Below are 20,019 nucleotides of genomic sequence, written 5' to 3'. Positions count from 1 at the left end.
TAATAGGTTTGGGGCAAGTGCTACATTTTTTGTCGCATTACATACTTAATGGCACAGCGTCACGTTATTTAGGTGTAAATTCATCACGCATGCCTGTCATACGCATCACATTATTGATTATTTCTATATTGTCGGGCGCACTCTGTTGCTTCCCGCAAACAAGGATACACGGTCGGGTAACCGATGAGCGGAATCATCCCATCGAGTTTGCCACGGTAAGGGTGGCCGGGACATCGGTAGGTGTAAACACCGATGCCGAGGGGCGTTATAGGCTGACCGCTCCGGCTGCCGATACGTTGCGTATTCTCTTTTCATGTATCGGTTATCGTGACGGCGAGCGCAAGCTTGTGAAGGTGCGAGGCAACGATCTTGCAGTCAACATGAAACTCAAAAAGGCCTCGCGCCAATTGCGTGAGGTGCAGATTGCTGAGTACAAGAAGCAACTCGGCTCGATGCAGCAGGTCGATGCCGATGCCTACCGACATTCGCCCGATGTAACGGGTGGGAGCGTCGAGTCGATGCTGTCGACATTTGCCGGCGTTACTCCATCCGATGAATTGTCGTCGGCTTATTCGGTACGCGGCGGCTCCTACGATGAAAACAGTGTCTATGTCGACGGCGTGGAGCTTTTTCGCAGGTTGCTCGTCACCAACGGACAGCAGGAGGGGCTGAGCGTCATCAATCCTTCGATGGTTGACAAGCTGATATTCTCGACCGGAGGCTTTCCGGCGGCATATTCCGATAAGATGTCGTCGGCTCTCGACATAACTTACCGCCGACCTCATGGACTGGACGGAAATGTGTCATTGGGTCTTATGGGAGCCGAGCTTTGCATAGGGCAGGGAATCGATCGGTTTTCACAGCTTCACGGATTGCGGTATAAACGTAACGCGTCACTTCTTGCAACAGGCGATGAAAAAGGTGAGTATGATCCGCGTTACTTCGATTATCAGACTAAGATAGAGGTGAATCTTGACGAGCGGTTCAAGGTGTCGTTGCTCGGCAACATCGCCCTTAACAGTTACAGGTTCACTCCACGTAACCGCACGACTAAGTTCGGTACGGTCGATGATGTAAAGCACTTCAATGTCTATTTCGACGGTCATGAACACGACAAGTTTGAAACGTGGTTTGGCGCATTGGCGTTAAATTATGTGCCGTCACGTTCGTCGGGATATACATTGTTGTTCTCGGGCAATCGCTCCAATGAACTTATAGCTTACGACATTACGGGTGAATACTGGCTTGATGACGCGATGAATGACGATGATGACGCTCCTATAGGGGTGGGTCGTTACCATGAGCATGCACGTGACCGACTCAAGGCTACCGTATACTCAATGTCGTTGCAGGGCCGCAATGCCGTGTCGCGTCACATGATTGATTATGGGGTTACGCTAAATCATGAATCGGTAAGCGAGTTCAGTCGTGAATGGGAGCTGCGTGACTCGGCGGGATTCTCATTGCCCGGAAACAGTGCGGGTGATTTGCTGATGCTTTATAATATGTCGTCCGACAATTCATTGTCGAGCAACCGAGTCATGGCATTCCTTCAGGACACCTATCGCATCGATAACGGACGCGGATTTTTCAGCCTTAACGGCGGTGTGCGTGTGTCATATTGGGATTTTAACCGTGAGCTGCTGATAAGCCCTCGATTGAATATAGGCTATGTTCCGGCAAGCGGCAGCAACTGGGCGTTCCGATTTGCCACGGGACTATACTATCAGTCACCATTTTACAAGGAACTTCGACGCATCGTGACCGACGAGCACGGCAATTCGTCGGTGACACTTAACAAGGATATAAAAGCGCAGCGTAGCGTGCAGTTCATCATAGGCAGCGACTATACGTTCAGGGCGTTCAACCGTCCATTCAAATTGTCGGCCGAAGCCTACTGCAAAGCATTGTCACGGCTCAATCCCTACGAAATCGACAATCTGCGCATTGTGTATGCCGGCGACAATTCGTCAAGCGGATATGCGGCAGGTCTTGACCTGCGGCTTTTCGGAGAGTTTGTGCCCGGAAGCGATTCATGGCTGAGCCTGTCGGTGATGAAGTCGCAAGAAACCATCAACGGAGTCAAAGTGCCGCTGCCCAACGACCGGCGTTACAGCGTAGCGCTCTATTTTACCGATTATTTCCCCCGCATTCCACGCATGAAAGTAAATCTGAGGGGTATATTTGCCGACGGACTGCCGGTGACGATGCCACATTCAACCCGTGACAAGGGGTATTTCCGCACATCGCCCTATAAGCGAGTGGACATAGGCCTGGCCTACAATATTCTGCCCGAAATCGACAATGCCGACGGTCGTAGACGCCGTTTCATAAACTCAATGTGGCTGGGAGTCGATTGCTTCAATCTGTTTGACATATCCAATGTCGGCAGCTATTATTGGGTTAAGACGGCCGATGATGTCAGCTATGCTGTACCCAATTCACTCACGCGAAGAATGTTAAATGTGAGGCTTACCGTCGATTTTTGATGTCAACGCAACCGGCTCATGGCGTCCAGCATCGACTGAAGTTCGGCTCTTATTGCCTTGAGTCTGTCGATGGCGGCTGCATGTCGCGACACGCCTGAATGGTTGTTCTTCAGTTGCTCTTGCGCGGCTTCAAGTTTCAGCCCCTTCTCCTTTACAAGGAAGTAGACCATCCTTATCTTCTCGACATCGGATGTAGTGTAGAAGCGTGTGCCGTGTTCGTTACGTTTGGGCTTGATTATTGTAAAGCGGCTTTCCCAATATCGCAGTGTCGACAAGGGCAGTCCGGTCATCTCGGCCACTTCTCTGATTTTATAGTATTTCTTGCCTATTTCATCCATAACTCAGTCCATTACGTGTCCTGCATTTTCAGCTTCAAGAATCAATTGATTATATTGTTCGGGCGTTATGTCCATGAAGTAGTAGTTGATGGGATTCTGCGGCGTCCCGTTGTAACGCACCTCATAGTGCAGGTGGGGTCCTGTGGATTTTCCCGTATTTCCCGTTTCGGCTATGAGGTCACCGCGTTTCACGGTCTGGCCCTCCTTGACCTTGAACTTGCTGAGATGGGCATAGCGTGTGACATAGCCGTAGCCGTGGTCAATCTCAACGAGGTTGCCGTAGCCGCTTTCCCATGAGGCGTTCACCACTTTGCCGTCGGCGGTTGCATATACAGGAGTACCCTTGTCGGCGGCAAAGTCAAGCCCTTCGTGAAACTTGCGAGTGCCGTATATCGGGTCGCGACGCGTTCCGTAGCCCGAAGCCATTTTGCGCATGTGTTTCTGGGCTATGGGCTGTATCGACGGGATGTGGCGTATTCGGTCCTTGTTGGTTTCCGCAAGCTTCTGCAGCTCGTCAAATGATTTTATCTGCACATACAGTTGCCTGTCAAGCATGTCCATCTTGCGCGTGAGGTTCTTTATCAGCTCGGCATCGTGCAGGGTGTTGAGGTGGTTGTAGTGGTTTTCGTTCTCGAATCCGGCGTAACGCTTGGCTCTCGACACGCGCTCGGTACCCATTATAACGCGATAGAAGTTGTCGTCACGTTCCGAGATGTCGTTCATCAGGCCGAGTGACGCGTCGAGTCGGCGGTTGAGAATGTCGAGCTGTGTGTTGAGTTGCTCGTTTTCCTCGCGTAGCCGCTGTTCGGCGGGAGTTCCAATCCAATAGTAAATGATGCTGAAAAGGGCCGCGCTGATGACTATGCCCATGAACGTGTTGCGGGCGATACCCCATATACGGCTTCGCCGTGACGGGTACACTCGTTCATATTTATCGTTGGCCGGGTTATATCGGTAAAATACTTTTTTGCTCATTTTGTGCTGATTGGCGCGTTGAATGACTTGCAAAAGTAATATTATTCAACTAATTTTGCGGATTATTTCACCGCAAATATAGTGAATAATACTCATATAAGCTAATTCATAATTAAATTATAGTCATATAAAATGCTAACTGCAAAGGAAATACGAGAATCCTACAAGGACTTCTTCCGCAGCAAGGGACACCAGATTGTCCCTTCGGCTCCGATGGTAATCAAGGACGACCCGACATTGATGTTCACCAATGCCGGCATGAACCAGTTCAAGGACATCATACTCGGTAATGTCGCGGCGAAGCACAGGAGAGTAGCCGATTCTCAGAAATGTCTTCGTGTAAGCGGCAAGCATAACGACCTCGAAGAGGTGGGAATGGACACCTATCACCACACCATGTTCGAGATGCTTGGAAACTGGTCGTTTGGCGACTACTTCAAGCAGGAGGCAATTGACTGGGCATGGGAATATCTGGTCGATGTGCTTAAGCTTAACCCCGATGTGCTCTATGCAACAGTGTTCGAGGGTTCGCCTGCCGAAGGACTCAGCCGTGATGACGAGGCTGCTTCAATATGGGCAAAGCATCTTCCCGAAAGCCATATAATCAATGGTAACAAGCATGATAACTTCTGGGAAATGGGCGATACGGGTCCTTGCGGCCCCTGCTCGGAGATTCACATCGACCTCCGTTCACCTGAAGAGCGTGCCGCGGTGCCGGGCCGTGACCTTGTGAATCACGATCATCCTCAGGTAATCGAGATATGGAACCTCGTGTTCATGCAGTATAACCGCAAGGTCGACGGTTCGCTTGAGCCGCTTCCCGCCAAGGTTATCGACACAGGTATGGGATTTGAACGACTCTGCATGGCTCTGCAAGGAAAGAAATCCAACTACGACACCGATGTGTTCACTCCGCTTATCAACAAGATAGGTGAGTTGGCAGGAAAGAAGTATGGTGAGGATGCCAAGGTGGATGTTGCGATGCGTGTAATCGCCGACCATGTGCGCACAATTGCATTCTCGATCGCCGACTCACAGCTTCCCGGAAACGCAAAGGCCGGATATGTGATTCGCCGCATTTTGCGTCGTGCCGTGCGTTACGCTTATACGTTCCTTGACCAAAAGCAGGCATTCATGTATCGTCTTGTCGACACACTCATCGACAGCATGGGCGAGGCTTATCCCGAACTTCCCAAGCAGCGTGACCTCATAATGAAGGTAATCAAGGAGGAAGAAGATGCATTCCTTCGCACCCTTGAAAACGGTATCCGCCTCCTTGATTCGGCCATTGCAAGTGCCAAGAAGGAGGACAAGAACGAGATTTCGGGTAAGGAGGCGTTCATACTCTATGACACCTACGGATTCCCCCTCGACCTTACTGAACTTATACTTAAGGAGAACGGCATGACGCTCGATCAGGCTGAGTTTGACAGCGAAATGGCTGCACAGAAGGCTCGTGCCCGTAACGCCGCTGCTGTTGAAACCGGCGACTGGGTCGTAGTGCGTGACGGTGAGCAGGAGTTTGTAGGCTATGACATGACCAAGACTCCCACACGCATTTTGCGTTATCGCAAGGTTAAGCAGAAAAACAATGAGTTCTATCAGATAGTACTTTCGGTAACTCCGTTCTATGCCGAAATGGGTGGTCAGGTAGGTGACCGCGGCCGTCTTGTAAACGGTGACGACATTGTGGAAATCTACGATACCAAGCGTGAAAACGGAATGGGTGTTCATCTTACCAAGAAGCTTCCCGCCGACATTGAAGCCGTGTTTGAGGCTGAAATCGACGAAGAAGCCCGTAAGGCTATATCGAGCAACCACACCGCAACCCACCTCTTGCATGAGGCACTCCGTGAGGTTCTCGGTACACATGTAGAGCAGCGAGGCTCGTTTGTGTCACCCGATGTGCTCCGCTTCGACTTCTCGCATTTCCAGAAGCTGACGCCTGAGGAGATCCGTCGCGTGGAGCATCTTGCCAACAGCCGTGTGCGTGCAGCTATACCGCGTGACGAGAAGCGTTGTGTGCCCATCGACAAGGCTCGTGAAATGGGTGCAATGGCTCTCTTCGGTGAGAAATACGGTGACGAGGTGCGTGTGATCCGTTACGGTTCATCGGTTGAGCTTTGCGGTGGTACACATGTCGACAACACCGGCAACATAGGAATGATAAAGATAATCTCGGAGAGCAGCATCGCAGCCGGAATACGCCGAATTGAGGCTGTGACCGGTGGCCGTGTCGAGGATATGCTTGACAAGATGCAGGACACTCTCCGCGAGATAGGCAGCATGTTCAACAATGTTCCCGACCTCGTTCAGGCATTGCGCAAGTCAATCGACGAGAATGCCGAGCTGAAGCATCAGGCCGAGGAGTACTTCAAGGAGCGTGTGAATGTGCTTACCAACGAACTCCTTGCCAAGGCTCGTGAGGTCAACGGCATCAAGGTGGTAGAGCTGACAGGCCTGCGACTTCCCGAAGTGGTGAAGAATGTAGCGTTTGGTGTTCGTGCCAAGTCGCCCGAGCACACTGTATTCATCGGCGCTACCATGGATCCCGCCGAGAAACCGTTGCTGACATTGATGATAACCGAGGACCTCGTGGCTGACGGCATGAATGCTTCGACAACAGTGCGCGAGGCTGCCAAGCTTATCCAGGGCGGTGGCGGCGGACAGCCGGGATTTGCTCAGGCCGGAGGTAAGAACAAGGACGGCATTTCGGCTGCGTATGAAAAGATGCACTCGATACTCGGACTATAAGTAATTTTTACGATAACGAAAAAGGGTCTTCTCAGCAAGGCCCTTTTTCATTTTTATGATGAACAGTGTGACAATGCTTCTCGTTATGTTAAAAAAGCGGATTACAGTTATGAAAAGGTCTTTGATGTTTCTGTCGGGCGCGGCTCTTACATTGTCCTCGTTGGCTCAATGGCGACCCGATGTGCTCGGCGACGGATATGAAATGCGTTATGTTGACCAGCCCGATGACTACAGCGGTCAGGTGAGGTCGACCATTATACGTAAGCTGTCGTCGTGCGGCGGTAACAAGGGCGTACTCTATGTGCACGGCTTCAACGACTATTTCTTCCAGGCTGAGATGGGTGACCGTTTTGTCGATTCATGTTATAACTTCTATGCCGTGGATCTGCGCAAATACGGCCGTTCGCTCCTCCCGGGGCAGAAACCGTTTCAAGTGCGTGACATGAAGGAGTACTTTGCCGACATAGATTCGGCTATAGCCCAAATGAAGGGCGACGGTATCGACGAGATAATATTGATGGGTCACTCTACGGGAGGATTGACGACGTCGCTCTACATGGCCTCCAATCCCGATTCCGACATAAGAGCGTTGATTCTCAACAGTCCGTTTCTGGATTGGAACCTGTCCTCGTTCCAAGAGAAGTTTCTTGTGCCGGCTGTGTCGACAATCGGCAATGCATTCCCCGACATCAGGATACCGCAGGGCGGGTCGAGCAAATATGCTGAAAGCGTGCTGAAGCAGTATGGCGGTGAATGGGATTTCAACACCCAATGGAAGTTCATCGTGTCGCCTGATGTGGATGCCGGGTGGGTCAGGGCAATCGATATGGGGCAGGGGATGCTTCAAAACGGCGAGGACATAAAGATTCCTATACTGCTCATGCACTCCGACCGCTCCTATAAGAAGGGCGATGACGACACGCAGTATGCCGTTACCGATGCTGTGCTCGATGTCGATGATATATCAAAGTATGGCCGTCGGCTCGGATGGGATATAACCGAAATTAAAGTCAACGGAGGAATGCACGACCTCGTTCTGTCGAAGAAGAACGTGCGTGAGGCTTTGTACGACTACATATTCAAGTGGCTCGACAGGCAAGGACTTTAGTCCTTGTCGTCGGCAGCCGGCTCTTGAGTGGTTCGTGCTATCTGGTCGCGTGCCACTTGCAGTTGTCGGTCAAGAAAATCACGCTTTAAATTAAGCTTGCGGTTCTCGGTCAATACATTTGCCATTTCGTAGGTCTGCTCGATTGATTTTCGGTCGAGCTTTGACAGCGGAGTGGAGTAGGATTTCGCGCCGTTGAATATAAGCGTAGTGGCGGCTCCCCGGTTGTCGGTAAGGAATTGTCCGAGAGTGTCGCACTCTGCTCCTACAAATGTTATCATCTCGGTGCCGCCCGAGCGGTAATTGCGGTCGCCGTCATAGTCCACTGTGGCGGTGCTTACCTCTCCGGCCTGATTTTTAAGCGACAGCGATGTGTGCTTTACCGGCTTGGCGTTAAGCGAGGAGATTATGTAAAATTCGCCTTCGGGAGTGATGCGGGCTTCAACTCCGGTGCGGTTAAACAGCGAGGAGTTGGCATACTCTTTGATTACGTAGTAGCCCTCGACGAGCTCGGGATTGTTTACAAACGAGAAATAGTTCATCATCGAGTCGCGGCGATAGCTGCTGGCCGCGAGCATGCTGTCGGTAATCTCGATTTGTCGTATGGTTTGTCCTTCGATGGCTCTCGGACGCAGATTCATGGCTCCGCGCTGAACCTTTATTTCACGTGGATAGCGTGACTTCAACGTGTCAAGCAGCGTCACGGCGAGGTCGTAGTCGCCTGCCGTTATGGCTGAATCGGCCTGATTCACTATCGCTTCGGCGCGTTCAGTGTCGGTGTTCTTTCCTCCGCATGAAAAAAGTAACATTGCCATTGCCACTCCCAGGAGTGTGCGTTTATTTGCTACGTTGTACATCTTTTACTCCTTTTACTGTTTTTAGTTTCTTTATCAGGTTGTTTAATGCTACGGTGTCGTTGACTCCGACCACGAGGAATCCTTGGAAAATTCCGTCGTTGGAGTCGATTGATATGCTGCGCAGTGATGTGTCACGCTCCTTGTTGATTATCGAGGTGATGCTCGTGACAATGCCGAGGTCGTCGTTCCCGACAATGCGTAACGTTGCGCCGAACTGCTGTCCGAGTTTGCCCGACCATCTTGTGGTGATGAGTCGGTAGGGATATTTCTCGCGTATGTTTGTCGCATTGGGGCAGTCATGACGATGTATTTTGATGACTCCTTCAGCCGATATGAATCCGAACACATCGTCACCGTATATCGGGTTGCAGCACTTTGACAGACGGTAGTTGATGCCCTTTATGTCGTCGCCGATAACGAGCACATCGGATGATGTTGAATCATCGTCGGCCGCAGTCATGAGCTGGAACTCCTCGGCTGAGCGGATTTCGGCCGCATCGGGAATCTTCTTGTCAAGACCCTCGTACTCGGTTATCACATTGTTTATGTCGAGGCTCTCATCGGCGATCGCGTCATAGAAGTCGGTTACGGTCTTGTAGCCGAGCTTCTTTATGACCTTCATCAGGCTCGACTCGTTAAGCTCTATCTTGCGGTTTTTGAAGCGACGTTCGAGCAGCTCCTTGCCGAGTGTGGCCGAGCGGTTGTTCATTTCATGAACCGTCTGGCGTATCTTGTTACGAGCCTTTGAGGTGACGACAAATGCGAGCCAGTCGAGCTTGGGCGCCTGTGCCGTTGAGGTGAGTATCTCTACTGTGTCGCCGCTCTTAAGCTTGTAGTTGAGCTTCTGGTTCTTACCGTTGACTTTGCCTCCGGTACATGTCATTCCGAGCTTTGAGTGGATGTGAAATGCGAAGTCGAGAAGTGACGCTCCCAACGGCAGCTTGTAGAGATCGCCTTTGGGCGTGAACACGAACACCTCCTTGTCGTAGATGTCCATCTTCATGTTTTTCATCAGCTCCATGGGGCCTGTTTCGGCGGCTTCAAGGATGTCACGCACGTTGTTCATCCATGTGTCGAGGTCGCCTTCGCTCTTTATGCCTTTGTATTTCCAGTGGGCGGCGAGTCCCTTTTCGGCTATGAGGTCCATGCGCTTTGTGCGTATCTGCACTTCCACCCAGCGGTCGCCGGGGCCGTACACCGTTATGTGCAGCGACTCGTAGCCGTTGCTTTTGGGTATGCTCAGCCAGTCCTTCATGCGTGACGGATTGGGCTGATACATGTCGGTGATTACCGAGTAGGCGAGCCAACAGTCGCTCTTCTCCTTTTCGGTCGTTGTGTCGATGATTATGCGTATCGCAAATAGGTCGTATATGTGGTCGATGTCGTTCTTCTGCTTTTTGAGCTTGTTCCATATCGAATATATCGACTTTGTGCGGCCTTTTATCTCATATTTGAGCCCTGTCGCATCGAGCTTTTCTCGGATGGGCTTTATGAATTCGGCTATGTACTGGTCGCGCTTGACCTTCGTTTCATTAAGCTTGTGGGCAATGTCGGTGTAGGTCTTGCGGTTGGTGTATTTCAGCGACAGATCCTCGAGCTCCGACTTTATGGCATAGAGTCCGAGTCGATGGGCGAGAGGCGCATAGAGGTAATTGGACTCGTAGGCGACATCGTGCACCATCTTCTCGTTGGGATGGTGGTTGATTGTGCGCATAAGGGCAAGTCGGTCGACAATCATTATTATGATGACGCGTATGTCTTCGGCAAATGTCAGCAGAAGCTTTCGGAAGTTGTCGCTTTCAACAGCTGCCTGCTTGCTGTAGAGCGTCGACACTTTCAGCAGTCCGCGTATTAGTTTTGCTATGTCGTCGCCCCATTCCTTGACAAGCTCTTCGGTGGGGATGAACTCGGTTTTGCACAGATTGAACAGCAATATGGCTATTATCATGTTGCGGTCGGGACTTATTTTGTCACACAGCAACATGGCAGTGTTCAGGTTATGTATGGTTGGGTTTATTCCGTAACGGTCGCGTCGGTAGTGGTTCTGCTTTATGCCGTCGGAAATAATGTGTCGTATGCGTTTGAAGTCGTCACGCTCCTGAATTTCGCGAGTATGGGCCAGCAGCTGCCGGCTCAAGGCGAGCATCTCTTTTTTCTCTTCGGGTGTAAAGTACTTTTCTTCCATAGCTCATCAGGTTTTTTATTGGCCGCCTACAATCCTCTATTGATAGGGCGAGGCGGCGTTATTCGCATTCGAGTGGCAGCTGATTGAGTTCCTCGATGTAGTCGAGCAGCTCGTTGCGTCCGCGCATGTCGGCGCTTGAGGTGTAGAATATCGGTGGCAGTGATTCCCAGCTTTCGAGCAATGTGTTGCGATATTTCTCGGTCTGCTTCTTGGCTGCCGCCGAGCTGAGCTTGTCGAGCTTCGTAAATACGATGGCAAAAGGCACCGAATTTTCACCGAGCCACTCCATGAATTCGAGGTCGATTTTCTGCGGGTCGTGACGGCTGTCGACAAGTACGAAGAGGCAGGTCATCTGCTGTCGTTCAAGGATGTAATCCTCGATTATCTTCTTTATCTGACGCTGCATCTCCTTGCTGCGCTGTGCATATCCGTAACCGGGAAGGTCGACGATGTACCATTGGTCATTTATGAGAAAGTGGTTGATTAATGTCGTCTTACCGGGTTTGGATGAAGTCATGGCGAGCGACTTGCGACCGGTGAGCATGTTTATCAATGATGATTTGCCCACATTGGAGCGGCCTATGAACGCATATTCATGGCGACATACTGCCGGGCATTTTGCAACATCGGTGTTGCTTATCTCAAATTTGGCCGAGGTGATATTCATATATATTATTTATTTAGCGTAAAGTTACAACTTTTTATGTTAATACAACCGATGTGCCACACTTTATGTTTAACTTTGTTGCTGGTTATGGCAAATGTGAATAGGGAACATGTGTTTCGCTTCAAGCAGTTTGAGGTGTGCAACCGCATGAGCGCGATGAAGGTGGGAACCGACGGCGTGCTCCTCGGTGCGTGGTGCCCTGTGGCAGGTTGTCGCAGGGTTCTCGACATAGGAGCGGGCACGGGACTTATATCGCTTATGGTCGCTCAACGCGAGCCGGATGCTTTTATCGATGCGGTTGAAATAGAGCGTGATGCCGCGGCCGAGGCTCGCGACAACTTCGATTCATCGCCGTGGAGCGACAGGTTGCGTGTTATTGAGGCCGACTTCAATCAATGGGCGGCCGAAAGTGACGCTCCCTACGACCTTATTGTGAGCAATCCCCCTTATTTTAATTCGGAACTTAAGGCTCCCGATGCGTCACGTGCGCTTGCCCGTCACGGCGAGGGACTTACCTACGACTCTATAGTGAAGGCTGCGGCCTCGGGGCTGCTGTCGACCGAGGGCAGGCTGTGCATGATATCGCCTGTGGAGCGTGAGAGTGACATAATGTTCAGCGCGGCGATGGCGAGAATGTCGGTATCCCGGCTGACCCGCGTAGTTACGCGACCGTCGACCGGGAGGGTCACGCGGTTGCTTTGGGAGCTGTCGCTTGGCGATGCCGTGACAGTCGAGGATGTAGTTACGGTGGGCTCTCCTGAGTACAACGACCTTGTTTCGGCCTTTTATCTTGATAAATCATAACATCGCTATAGCGTTATTGGCAGTGAGTTGTGACATCATTATTTTTTATCGTTAATGCGTTATTTAAAATTCAAACAAATTAACGAAGAGTGTTGTTATATGAATAAAAATATCAACTAAAATTTATTGATGTTATGAATCTCTCAAAATTTAATTTGGTTGGCTACTCTAAGAGCTGGTGGCTCATACTGATAGCCGGTATCGTGATGGTACTATGCGGGTTTGCTTATTGGTTTTGGCCGGGAGCCGGCTATGCAATAGCGTCACAGATTTTCGGTTGGGTTCTTATCCTTGCCGGTGTAATTCAACTTATCGTAGCTGCAGGGCCTCATTATCCCAAGGGTTGGGGATGGTGGATTGCCGGCGGCATGATTGACTTGTTTGTGGGCTTTATGCTCGTTCGCAGCATCATGTTGTCAGAATTCGTATTCCCGTATTTCCTTGCCTTGATATTCATCTATTGGGGTATTACTACGATTATCAGCTCGGTAAGCGGACACAGGGGTAAATATTGGTGGCTCTATCTTGTCAACGGTATCCTGTTGCTTCTCATCGGATTCTTCTTCCTTGAAGCAGGTTGGGTACAGAACATGATGATGGTTAGCTTCCTCACTTCTCTTGCATTCATTTACTGGGGATTCTCACTGTGTATGTTGTCCTACGATTTGAAGCCAATTTCCGATGGAAACGGTGACGAATAATCGAGGAATCATGTAGAAAATATATCGCATGGCGGACATCGGCGCACGCCGATGCCCGCCATAGATTGTTAAATATTCTTAGCCGGGTATAAGTAGACGAGGTATATTATTGCACAAAAGCAGGGAATACGCTACCTTTATGTGTCATTGGATTAAACTATCGGTCACTTTTTTAGTCCAAGATGATGAAAGATTTTGAAAAACAACTAATTATTGAGTCTTATGAAAGCAAAAAAGGTATTGTTATTAATGGCACTTTTAACCGGAGGGGCTTTTGTCGCTTCGGCTCAGAGTTACTATGATGATGACATCTACTACGACGCATCAAAGGATACAAAGCCCAAGCAGGCAAAGCCCAAAAAGCAGCAGCCTGTATACGAGGACTACTATTACCAGAATAATTACGATCCCACATTGGGCGGACACAACATGCCCGGCTCCGATGCGTATAAGGTGAGCGGAACATCGACCCGCAGCGTCGATGAGTACAATCGCCGTGGCCAGTATGCAACTAATGACACCACTCGTCAAGCGATGAGCAAGGACGGATTTGAATACACACGACGCATTGAGCGTTTCCACAATGACGACATTGTGTCGACAATCAATGACCCTGAACTCGTTGATTACTACTATTCACAGCCCGAGGTGAACATTATCATAAATTCACCCGGATATTGGGGCCCCTCATGGGCTTGGAACCGTTGGTACTCGCCTTGGTACTGGGATCCCTGGGATTGGGGCTGGGGTCCTTCGTGGGCTTGGGGTCCGTCATGGTCCTGGTCATGGGGCTGGGGTCCTTCATGGGCTTGGGGCCCGTCGTGGGGCTGGGGTCCGTCATGGGGCTGGGGTGGTCCCGGTTGGGGTCCCTCGTGGGGCTGGGGCGGTCCTGTCGCCTGGCACCGTGGTGATTACACTCCCAATGGTCGTCGCCCGATAGGTGTGCGCAACGGTTACACCGGATTGAGCCATGTAACTTCTGGATCATCGGGCAATTATCGTCCCGGTACATCCAATAACCGTGGCAACGGTTTCCGTCCCGGTTCAGTAGGCAACTATCGTCCCGGACAGTCGTCACACACAAATTCTCGTCCTACAGTTACGCCTAATCATCAGAACAACAGCAATTCTAATCGATTCGGCACCACTACAGGCAATCGTAATACCCGTAACTCATACTCCACTCCGTCCTATTCAAGCCCGAGCCGTGGTTCATTCGGCGGTGGTTCGCGAGGTGGAAGTGTAGGCGGCGGTGGTGGAAGTCATCGTGGCGGTCGTCGTTAACGATTATAGAACTTAAAATTATTTTCAACTCATTATTAGAGAATTATGAAGAAGCTTTATGCATTAGCAGTGGCCGGCGTTCTGCCGGCTATGGCGATGGCTCAGGCCGCCGTCGATGCTTATCAACTGTCGCATTCCGATTTGAGGGGAACGGCACGATTCATGTCGATGGGCGGAGCATTCACCGCTCTTGGCGGTGACATGTCGACGCTTAACCAGAATCCTGCCGGTATAGGCATATATCGCAGTAGCGAGATAGGGCTTACGCTTAATCTTAATTTTCAGTCGGCTACCACCGAGGCTCAGGGAGTCAAGATGACTGATGACCACACAAAGTTTACATTTAATAACTTCGGATATATCGGTACCACGCATCTTTACAGTGATGTGATGCCTACCTTCTCATGGGGAGCCACTTATTCACGCACCGTGTCGATGGACCGCGTGTATCGCGGCGGATTCGGTTCGCTTGATGCCTCGTTGAGTAACTTGGTGGCCGCAGCTACCAACAGCGAGGGCTGGAACTCCGATGACCTGTCGAGCAGCAAGGACTATAATCCCTATGTCGACAGTTATGCTCCCTGGCTGAGCATCCTTTCCTATCAGGGATTCGTGATAAATCCCGATGCGAGCGGAAACAACTTCCAAGGATTGATGGGTGACGGCACTACCGGCAGTGCATCCTACGCCGTAAGGCAGAAGGGTTACATCGACGAGTATGCCATAAACTTTGGAGGTAACATCTACAATACGCTGTATTGGGGTCTTGGTTTCGGTATAACCGACATCGACTTTACCCAGATAAGCTACTATGACGAAAACCTCGACAATGCATACATAGCAGCGCAGGCCGCTAACGCGACAAACGGTGCCGACCCCTACTATCAGACACGAGGCAAGGGATACTATCGTCTTGACAACTATCTGAACTCTACCGGTACAGGTTTCAATGTGAAGTTCGGATTGATATTCAAGCCCATCAATGAGTTGCGTATCGGATTTGCCGTACACACTCCCACATGGTATCAGATGACCGATACCTACTATGCAACGATGGACTACCGATACACTCCTAATGACAGCCGTTTTGCCGAGAACGCATCGACAAGCAAGGACTATCCTATGACCAATGACGGATATGAGAGCTGGAACGACTACGACATGCGCACACCGTGGCGTATGATGGTGGGTGTTGCAGGTGTAATCGGCGGTCAGGGTATTCTCAGTCTTGATTATGAATACCGCGGAACCCAGACAATGAAACTTTCGGATGTCGACGGAAACGAATACACCGATGTCACTTCCGATGTAAAGCGTTACTACAAGGGTACCAACATCCTTCGTCTTGGCGCCGAGTACAGGGTGACTCCGCAATTCAGCCTTCGTGCCGGTTACAGCTACGAGTCGTCGCCTGTTAAGGAAGAGGCTTCGTCGGGCCGTGAGGCAGTGTGGACCGCCGGAACAATTCCGAGCTACACATTTGACAAGACTACCCAGTACATCACTTGCGGTCTTGGATTCCGCACAGGAGGATTCTATGCCGACCTTGCCTACGTTCACAAGCGTCGCGAAAGCTCTTACCACGCATTCTCTCCGCTCATCGAGAACGGCGTAATTCTTGAAACTTCACCCACAGCATCGCTTGTCGACAACAACAATCAAGTTGTGCTGAGTATAGGATACAAGTTCTAAAAATATTTCATTAACTTTGCACTCAAGGGTGCCACCCGACATGAAAGCCGGTTGGCACCCTTGATTTTTTAGCAATGGCACGGAAGAAAAATAACATAGAGAAGATAGACATTGACAACGCTGAGTTTCAGAATGTGTGGAAACTCGTGCAGTTCACCCGTCAGTCGGTTTTCATGACAGGAAAGGCCGGAACGGGTAAGTCGACATTCCTTAAATATATATGCAACAATACCCGTAAAAAGCATGTAGTGCTTGCTCCTACCGGAATTGCGGCAGTCAATGTGGGAGGTGTCACGCTTCATTCATTTTTCAAGATTCCGTTCAAGCCGCTGTTGCCCGACGATCCGGAGTTTGCGCGCAACCGGCTGAAGTCACGCATGAAGTACTCCAAGAGTCATCAGAAACTGCTCAAGGAGCTTGAACTGATAATAATCGATGAAATATCGATGGTGAGAGCCGACATAATAGATTTCATCGACAAGGTACTGCGTGTGTATTCCGACAATCCCCGTGAGCCGTTCGGCGGCAAGCAACTCCTGCTCGTAGGTGACATATTTCAGCTCGAACCGGTGGTGACGGGCGACATGCGTGACCTGCTCGGGCGTTACTACAGCCATCCCTATTTCTTCTGTGCTAAAGCTTTCGATGAGCTGAATGTCGTGTCGGTGGAGTTACGTAAAATCTACAGGCAGAACGATGACGAGTTCATAGCTATTCTCGACCGGATAAGGCTTGGCCGTGCATCGACCGATGACATGAAGCTGCTGAATTCACGCATAATTCCCGCGTCGCATGACGATGACGGGCGCATGGTGATGACGCTCGCAACCAAGCGTGACATGGTCGACTCGATAAACGATGAACGCCTGCGACATCTGAAGACCCCCGAAATAACATATCAGGGTACGATAACAGGCGAATTTCCCGAAAACTCGCTGCCTACCTCGATGGCGTTGACATTGAAGGTGGGAGCGCAGGTTGTGTTCATCAAGAACGACATTGACCGGCGATGGGTCAACGGTACGCTTGGACGAATATACATGGCCGATGAGGACACGCTCATGGTGGAGCTTGAATCGGGTGAAAAGCATGTGCTCGATCCTGCAATTTGGCGTAATATAAAGTATGAATATGACGAGAAAAGCCACAAGGTAATAGAGAAGGAGCTTGGCTCGTTCGTACAGTATCCGGTGAAGCTTGCGTGGGCGCTTACGATACATAAGAGCCAGGGACTGACATTTAACGATGTGGTGATCGACATAGGTCGCGGCACATTCAGCGGAGGTCAGGCTTATGTGGCGTTAAGCCGATGTCGCAGCCTTGGCGGACTGTCGCTGTTGAGCACAATCAACCAGCGTGATGTCTTTGTCAACCCCGAAATAATTACATTCAGCCGATCGTTCAACGACAAGAAGCTTATCGACTCGGCTCTTGAACGCGCCAAGGCCGATGACCTCTATTCGCAGGCGCTTGACGCTATTGAACGTGACGATGCCGCCTCGGCATTCGAGCTGTTCATAAGCGCGATGAGGCTGCGCAACGAGATTGACAACACGGTGCTGATGCGCTTTGCGCGCATGAAGCTTTCACGACTCAGCCGCTACAGGTCGATGGTTGCTGATTTGCAGCAACAGGTCAATGACGACAAAGAGAAGTTTGAGAAACTGGCGTTGGAATATGTGTCGATGGGCGATGAATGTAGGCGTGAAGGGTTTGACCCGACTCCAGCCTTGGCCAATTATGACAAGGCGTTGTCGTTATGTCCCGATTGTGTGGAGGCAATGTGGGGCAATGGACGCATGTATGTAGAGGTGGGTAACGATGAAGAGGCCATTCCCTGGTTCAAGCGTGTTTATGAGCTGCGTCCCGATGAATTCGATGCTCCGATGTCGCTCGGTGAAATATATATGCGTGCCGGAAATCTGTCGGAGGCTATGAACTGGTTTCTCATTGCATTGTCAATCGACGATGAAATTGCCGTGGTGCATGAGCGCCTTGCCGACTTATATGAGTCGATAGGAGAAGAGAACGCAGCTTCCCACCATAATGAAATGGCAAAGAAGCTGCGTAAGAAGTTTAAAGGCCGCAAGCCTAAGTCGTAATATATCAGCGCGGCAGTACGTTGACCTTTAGTGCATTGTAGGCACGTTCGGCTTTTGCTCGTGCTGCCTCTACCGACTCGTCGGTTGCAAGGATTACACCCATGCGGCGATGTCCCTTAACTTCGGGCTTGCCGAATATGCGTATCTGTACACCCGGTTCGGCGAGTACCTGTTCGAGATTTTCAAATTCCACCTTGTCGGTGTCGCCTTCAACAACGATGGCACGTGACGCTGAAGGACCGTAGAAACGGATTGCAGGCACGGGAAGACCGAGAAGGGCGCGTGCATGAAGTCCGAATTCGCTCAAATCCTGTGAAATCATTGTGACCATACCGGTGTCATGGGGACGGGGCGACACTTCGCTGAATATTACATCATCACCCTTGATGAAGAGCTCTACACCGAAGATTCCATAGCCTCCCAGAGCGTCGGTTATCTTTCGGGCGATCTCTCTTGCGCGGTTGAGTGCATTGGCGGTCATGGGTTGAGGCTGCCATGAGTAACGGTAGTCGCCGTCGACCTGAATGTGACCTACGGGCTCGCAATAGGTTGTTCCCGAGCAGCTGCGCACAGTCAACAGTGTTATTTCGTAGTCGAAATCGACAAATCCTTCCACGATTACGCGACCGGCTCCGGCGCGTCCGCCTTCCTGTGATATGTGCCATGAGCGCTCAATGTCCTCGGGCTTGCGTGCTACGCTCTGTCCGTGACCCGATGAGCTCATGATCGGCTTTATGACGCATGGCAGTCCTATCTCCTCGACAGCCGCCTTGAATTCCTCAAATGTGGATGCGAATTTATAGCGTGAGGTGGGAAGTCCGAGCTCTTCGGCTGCAAGACGACGAATGCCTTCGCGATTCATTGTAAGCCATGCGGCCTGAGCTGTAGGCGTTACATGGTATCCCTCGGCTTCGAGTTCGCGCAATGCTCCGGTAGCAATGGCCTCGACCTCGGGGATGATGTGGTCGGGATTTTCGCGCTTAACGACGGCTTTCAGTTCATCGGCATCAAGCATGTTGAACACATAGCTGCGATGAGCCACCTGCATGGCCGGAGCGTTGGCGTAACGGTCGCAAGCAATCACCTCCACGCCGTAACGCTGTAGTTCCAAAGCAACTTCTTTTCCTAATTCTCCACTGCCCAGCAGTAACGCTTTGCGTCCTACCGGCGTCATAACTGAACCTATTTTAGTCATATATGAAATAATGATGTAACAAGAGATGTGTAATGCACAAAATTACATTATGCAAAATTATACAAAATTCATAAAACGAGCCCCAAGTGACGCGATTTATTTCAGATTGTTGCGCACCTCTTCAAGATAGTGCTTCATTGCCTCGGAGTCATGATTCTCGACGATTACCTGCAGTTGGCTCAGCTTGGCCTGTATTTTTTCAAGCTGACCCGATGTGTGCGGATTAAAGAGAATTTCGCTGAGCAGATAGTCGTCCTCGCTCATTAGCCCGTTGGCAATCATCAGGTGACGCTTGAATGTCGTGCCCGGAGCATCCTGGTGTTTCATGCAGCCGGCAAACACAAGTGTCGAGGCAAACGGTATTGAAAGCGAGTAGGCTATCGTTTCGTCATGCTGACTGAAGGTGTACTCCTCGATGTGCAGGTGCAACTCATTGTAGAGATCCTTGAAAAACACCTTGCCGAGATGGTCGCTTTCAGCAATTATTATGGCGTTTTCGTTGCTGAGGTTGCTGAGCGATGCAAATGTGGGGCCAAACATCGGGTGGGTCGATACAAAAGGATGTCCGCATTTGGCATAGAACTCCGGCAGACCCGTCTTTACCGATGCGATGTCACTAAGTATACACTTCTCGGGCAGATGGGGAAGTACCTTGTTGAACGCTTCGATGGTGTATTTTACAGTGGCGGCGTTTATCACGAGGTCGGGCGCAAATTCGTCAATCTCCTCAAGATTGTTGAATCGGCGGCAGTTGAATGTGAAGAGGAGTCGCTTGGGGTCGGTGTCATAGATGGCTATGTCATGCTTCATCGACAATACATCGCAGAAGAACGAGCCCATTTTTCCCGCTCCTATAATCAAAATCTTCATA

The 20,019-nt window shown here is 50.6% G+C and carries 15 protein-coding genes; 8 read left to right on the top strand and 7 right to left on the bottom strand.

All coding sequences use genetic code 11. The annotated features are described in order from the left end of the window. The first annotated feature begins 29 nt into the window (after positions 1-29). Positions 30-2,489: a TonB-dependent receptor gene (locus E7746_RS07495; protein ID WP_238337147.1), complete on the top strand. Its 2,460-nt coding sequence runs from the start codon at positions 30-32 to the stop codon at positions 2,487-2,489. Between the two features lie 2 nt (positions 2,490-2,491). On the opposite strand, the gene E7746_RS07490 is transcribed toward E7746_RS07495, so the two are convergent. Both E7746_RS07490 and E7746_RS07485 read right to left on the bottom strand, forming a co-directional pair. Further along, complete coding sequence (locus tag E7746_RS07490; protein ID WP_123396897.1) at positions 2,492-2,827, bottom strand: MerR family transcriptional regulator; 336 nt, start codon at positions 2,825-2,827, stop codon at positions 2,492-2,494. Positions 2,828-2,830: 3 nt separating this feature from the next. Then, the gene (locus E7746_RS07485) at positions 2,831-3,802 is read right to left on the bottom strand and encodes a M23 family metallopeptidase (RefSeq protein WP_136410374.1); all 972 of its coding nucleotides are present in this window, start codon (positions 3,800-3,802) and stop codon (positions 2,831-2,833) included. A 132-nt stretch (positions 3,803-3,934) separates the two neighbouring features. Here E7746_RS07485 and alaS point away from each other — a divergent pair, with 132 nt between their 5' ends. Both alaS and E7746_RS07475 read left to right on the top strand, forming a co-directional pair. Beyond that, a complete protein-coding gene (gene alaS / locus E7746_RS07480) occupies positions 3,935-6,556 on the top strand; it encodes an alanine--tRNA ligase (RefSeq protein WP_136410373.1) in 2,622 nt (873 codons plus the stop codon). A gap of 109 nt (positions 6,557-6,665) precedes the next feature. Further along, positions 6,666-7,664: an alpha/beta hydrolase gene (locus E7746_RS07475; RefSeq protein ID WP_136410372.1), complete on the top strand. Its 999-nt coding sequence runs from the start codon at positions 6,666-6,668 to the stop codon at positions 7,662-7,664. On the opposite strand, the gene E7746_RS07470 is transcribed toward E7746_RS07475, so the two are convergent. The 3 genes from E7746_RS07470 to yihA are packed head-to-tail and all read right to left on the bottom strand — an operon-like array spanning position 7,661 to position 11,370. Further along, a complete protein-coding gene (locus E7746_RS07470; protein ID WP_136410371.1) occupies positions 7,661-8,476 on the bottom strand; it encodes a hypothetical protein in 816 nt (271 codons plus the stop codon). The genes E7746_RS07475 and E7746_RS07470 overlap by 4 nt on opposite strands. Before the next feature lie 22 nt (positions 8,477-8,498). Then, a complete protein-coding gene (locus tag E7746_RS07465) occupies positions 8,499-10,703 on the bottom strand; it encodes a RelA/SpoT family protein (RefSeq protein ID WP_123396902.1) in 2,205 nt (734 codons plus the stop codon). 58 nt (positions 10,704-10,761) lie between these two features. After that, positions 10,762-11,370: a ribosome biogenesis GTP-binding protein YihA/YsxC gene (yihA, locus tag E7746_RS07460; protein WP_136410370.1), complete on the bottom strand. Its 609-nt coding sequence runs from the start codon at positions 11,368-11,370 to the stop codon at positions 10,762-10,764. 87 nt (positions 11,371-11,457) lie between these two features. On the opposite strand from yihA, the gene E7746_RS07455 reads away from it, so the two are divergent. The 5 genes from E7746_RS07455 to E7746_RS07435 all read left to right on the top strand — a co-directional run bounded on the left by E7746_RS07455 (position 11,458) and on the right by E7746_RS07435 (position 17,953). Beyond that, the gene (locus tag E7746_RS07455; protein WP_238337146.1) at positions 11,458-12,174 is read left to right on the top strand and encodes a tRNA1(Val) (adenine(37)-N6)-methyltransferase; all 717 of its coding nucleotides are present in this window, start codon (positions 11,458-11,460) and stop codon (positions 12,172-12,174) included. A gap of 134 nt (positions 12,175-12,308) precedes the next feature. After that, a complete protein-coding gene (locus tag E7746_RS07450; RefSeq protein WP_136410368.1) occupies positions 12,309-12,875 on the top strand; it encodes an HdeD family acid-resistance protein in 567 nt (188 codons plus the stop codon). 249 nt (positions 12,876-13,124) lie between these two features. Further along, entirely contained in the window at positions 13,125-14,159 is a 1,035-nt protein-coding gene (locus E7746_RS07445) for a hypothetical protein (protein ID WP_136410367.1), read from the top strand. Between the two features lie 45 nt (positions 14,160-14,204). After that, positions 14,205-15,851, top strand: a complete 1,647-nt coding sequence (locus E7746_RS07440; protein ID WP_136410366.1) for an OmpP1/FadL family transporter — start codon at positions 14,205-14,207, stop codon at positions 15,849-15,851. Positions 15,852-15,925: 74 nt separating this feature from the next. Then, positions 15,926-17,953, top strand: coding sequence for an AAA family ATPase (locus E7746_RS07435; RefSeq protein WP_136410365.1), 2,028 nt, complete (start codon positions 15,926-15,928; stop codon positions 17,951-17,953). A gap of 4 nt (positions 17,954-17,957) precedes the next feature. Here the strand turns inward: E7746_RS07435 and purT are convergent, their stop codons facing one another. Together purT and E7746_RS07425 are read right to left on the bottom strand one after the other, a co-directional pair. Continuing rightward, the gene (purT, locus tag E7746_RS07430; RefSeq protein ID WP_136410364.1) at positions 17,958-19,148 is read right to left on the bottom strand and encodes a formate-dependent phosphoribosylglycinamide formyltransferase; all 1,191 of its coding nucleotides are present in this window, start codon (positions 19,146-19,148) and stop codon (positions 17,958-17,960) included. Positions 19,149-19,244: 96 nt separating this feature from the next. Further along, entirely contained in the window at positions 19,245-20,018 is a 774-nt protein-coding gene (locus E7746_RS07425; protein WP_136410363.1) for a prephenate dehydrogenase, read from the bottom strand. Position 20,019: the final 1 nt, after the last annotated feature.

The sequence above is a fragment of the Muribaculum gordoncarteri genome, from assembly GCF_004803695.1.
In the GTDB taxonomy this organism is placed as follows: Bacteria; Bacteroidota; Bacteroidia; order Bacteroidales; family Muribaculaceae; genus Muribaculum; species Muribaculum gordoncarteri.
The sequence above is the reverse complement of the archived record's forward strand: the minus strand, read 5'-3'. Positions and strand labels throughout refer to the sequence as shown.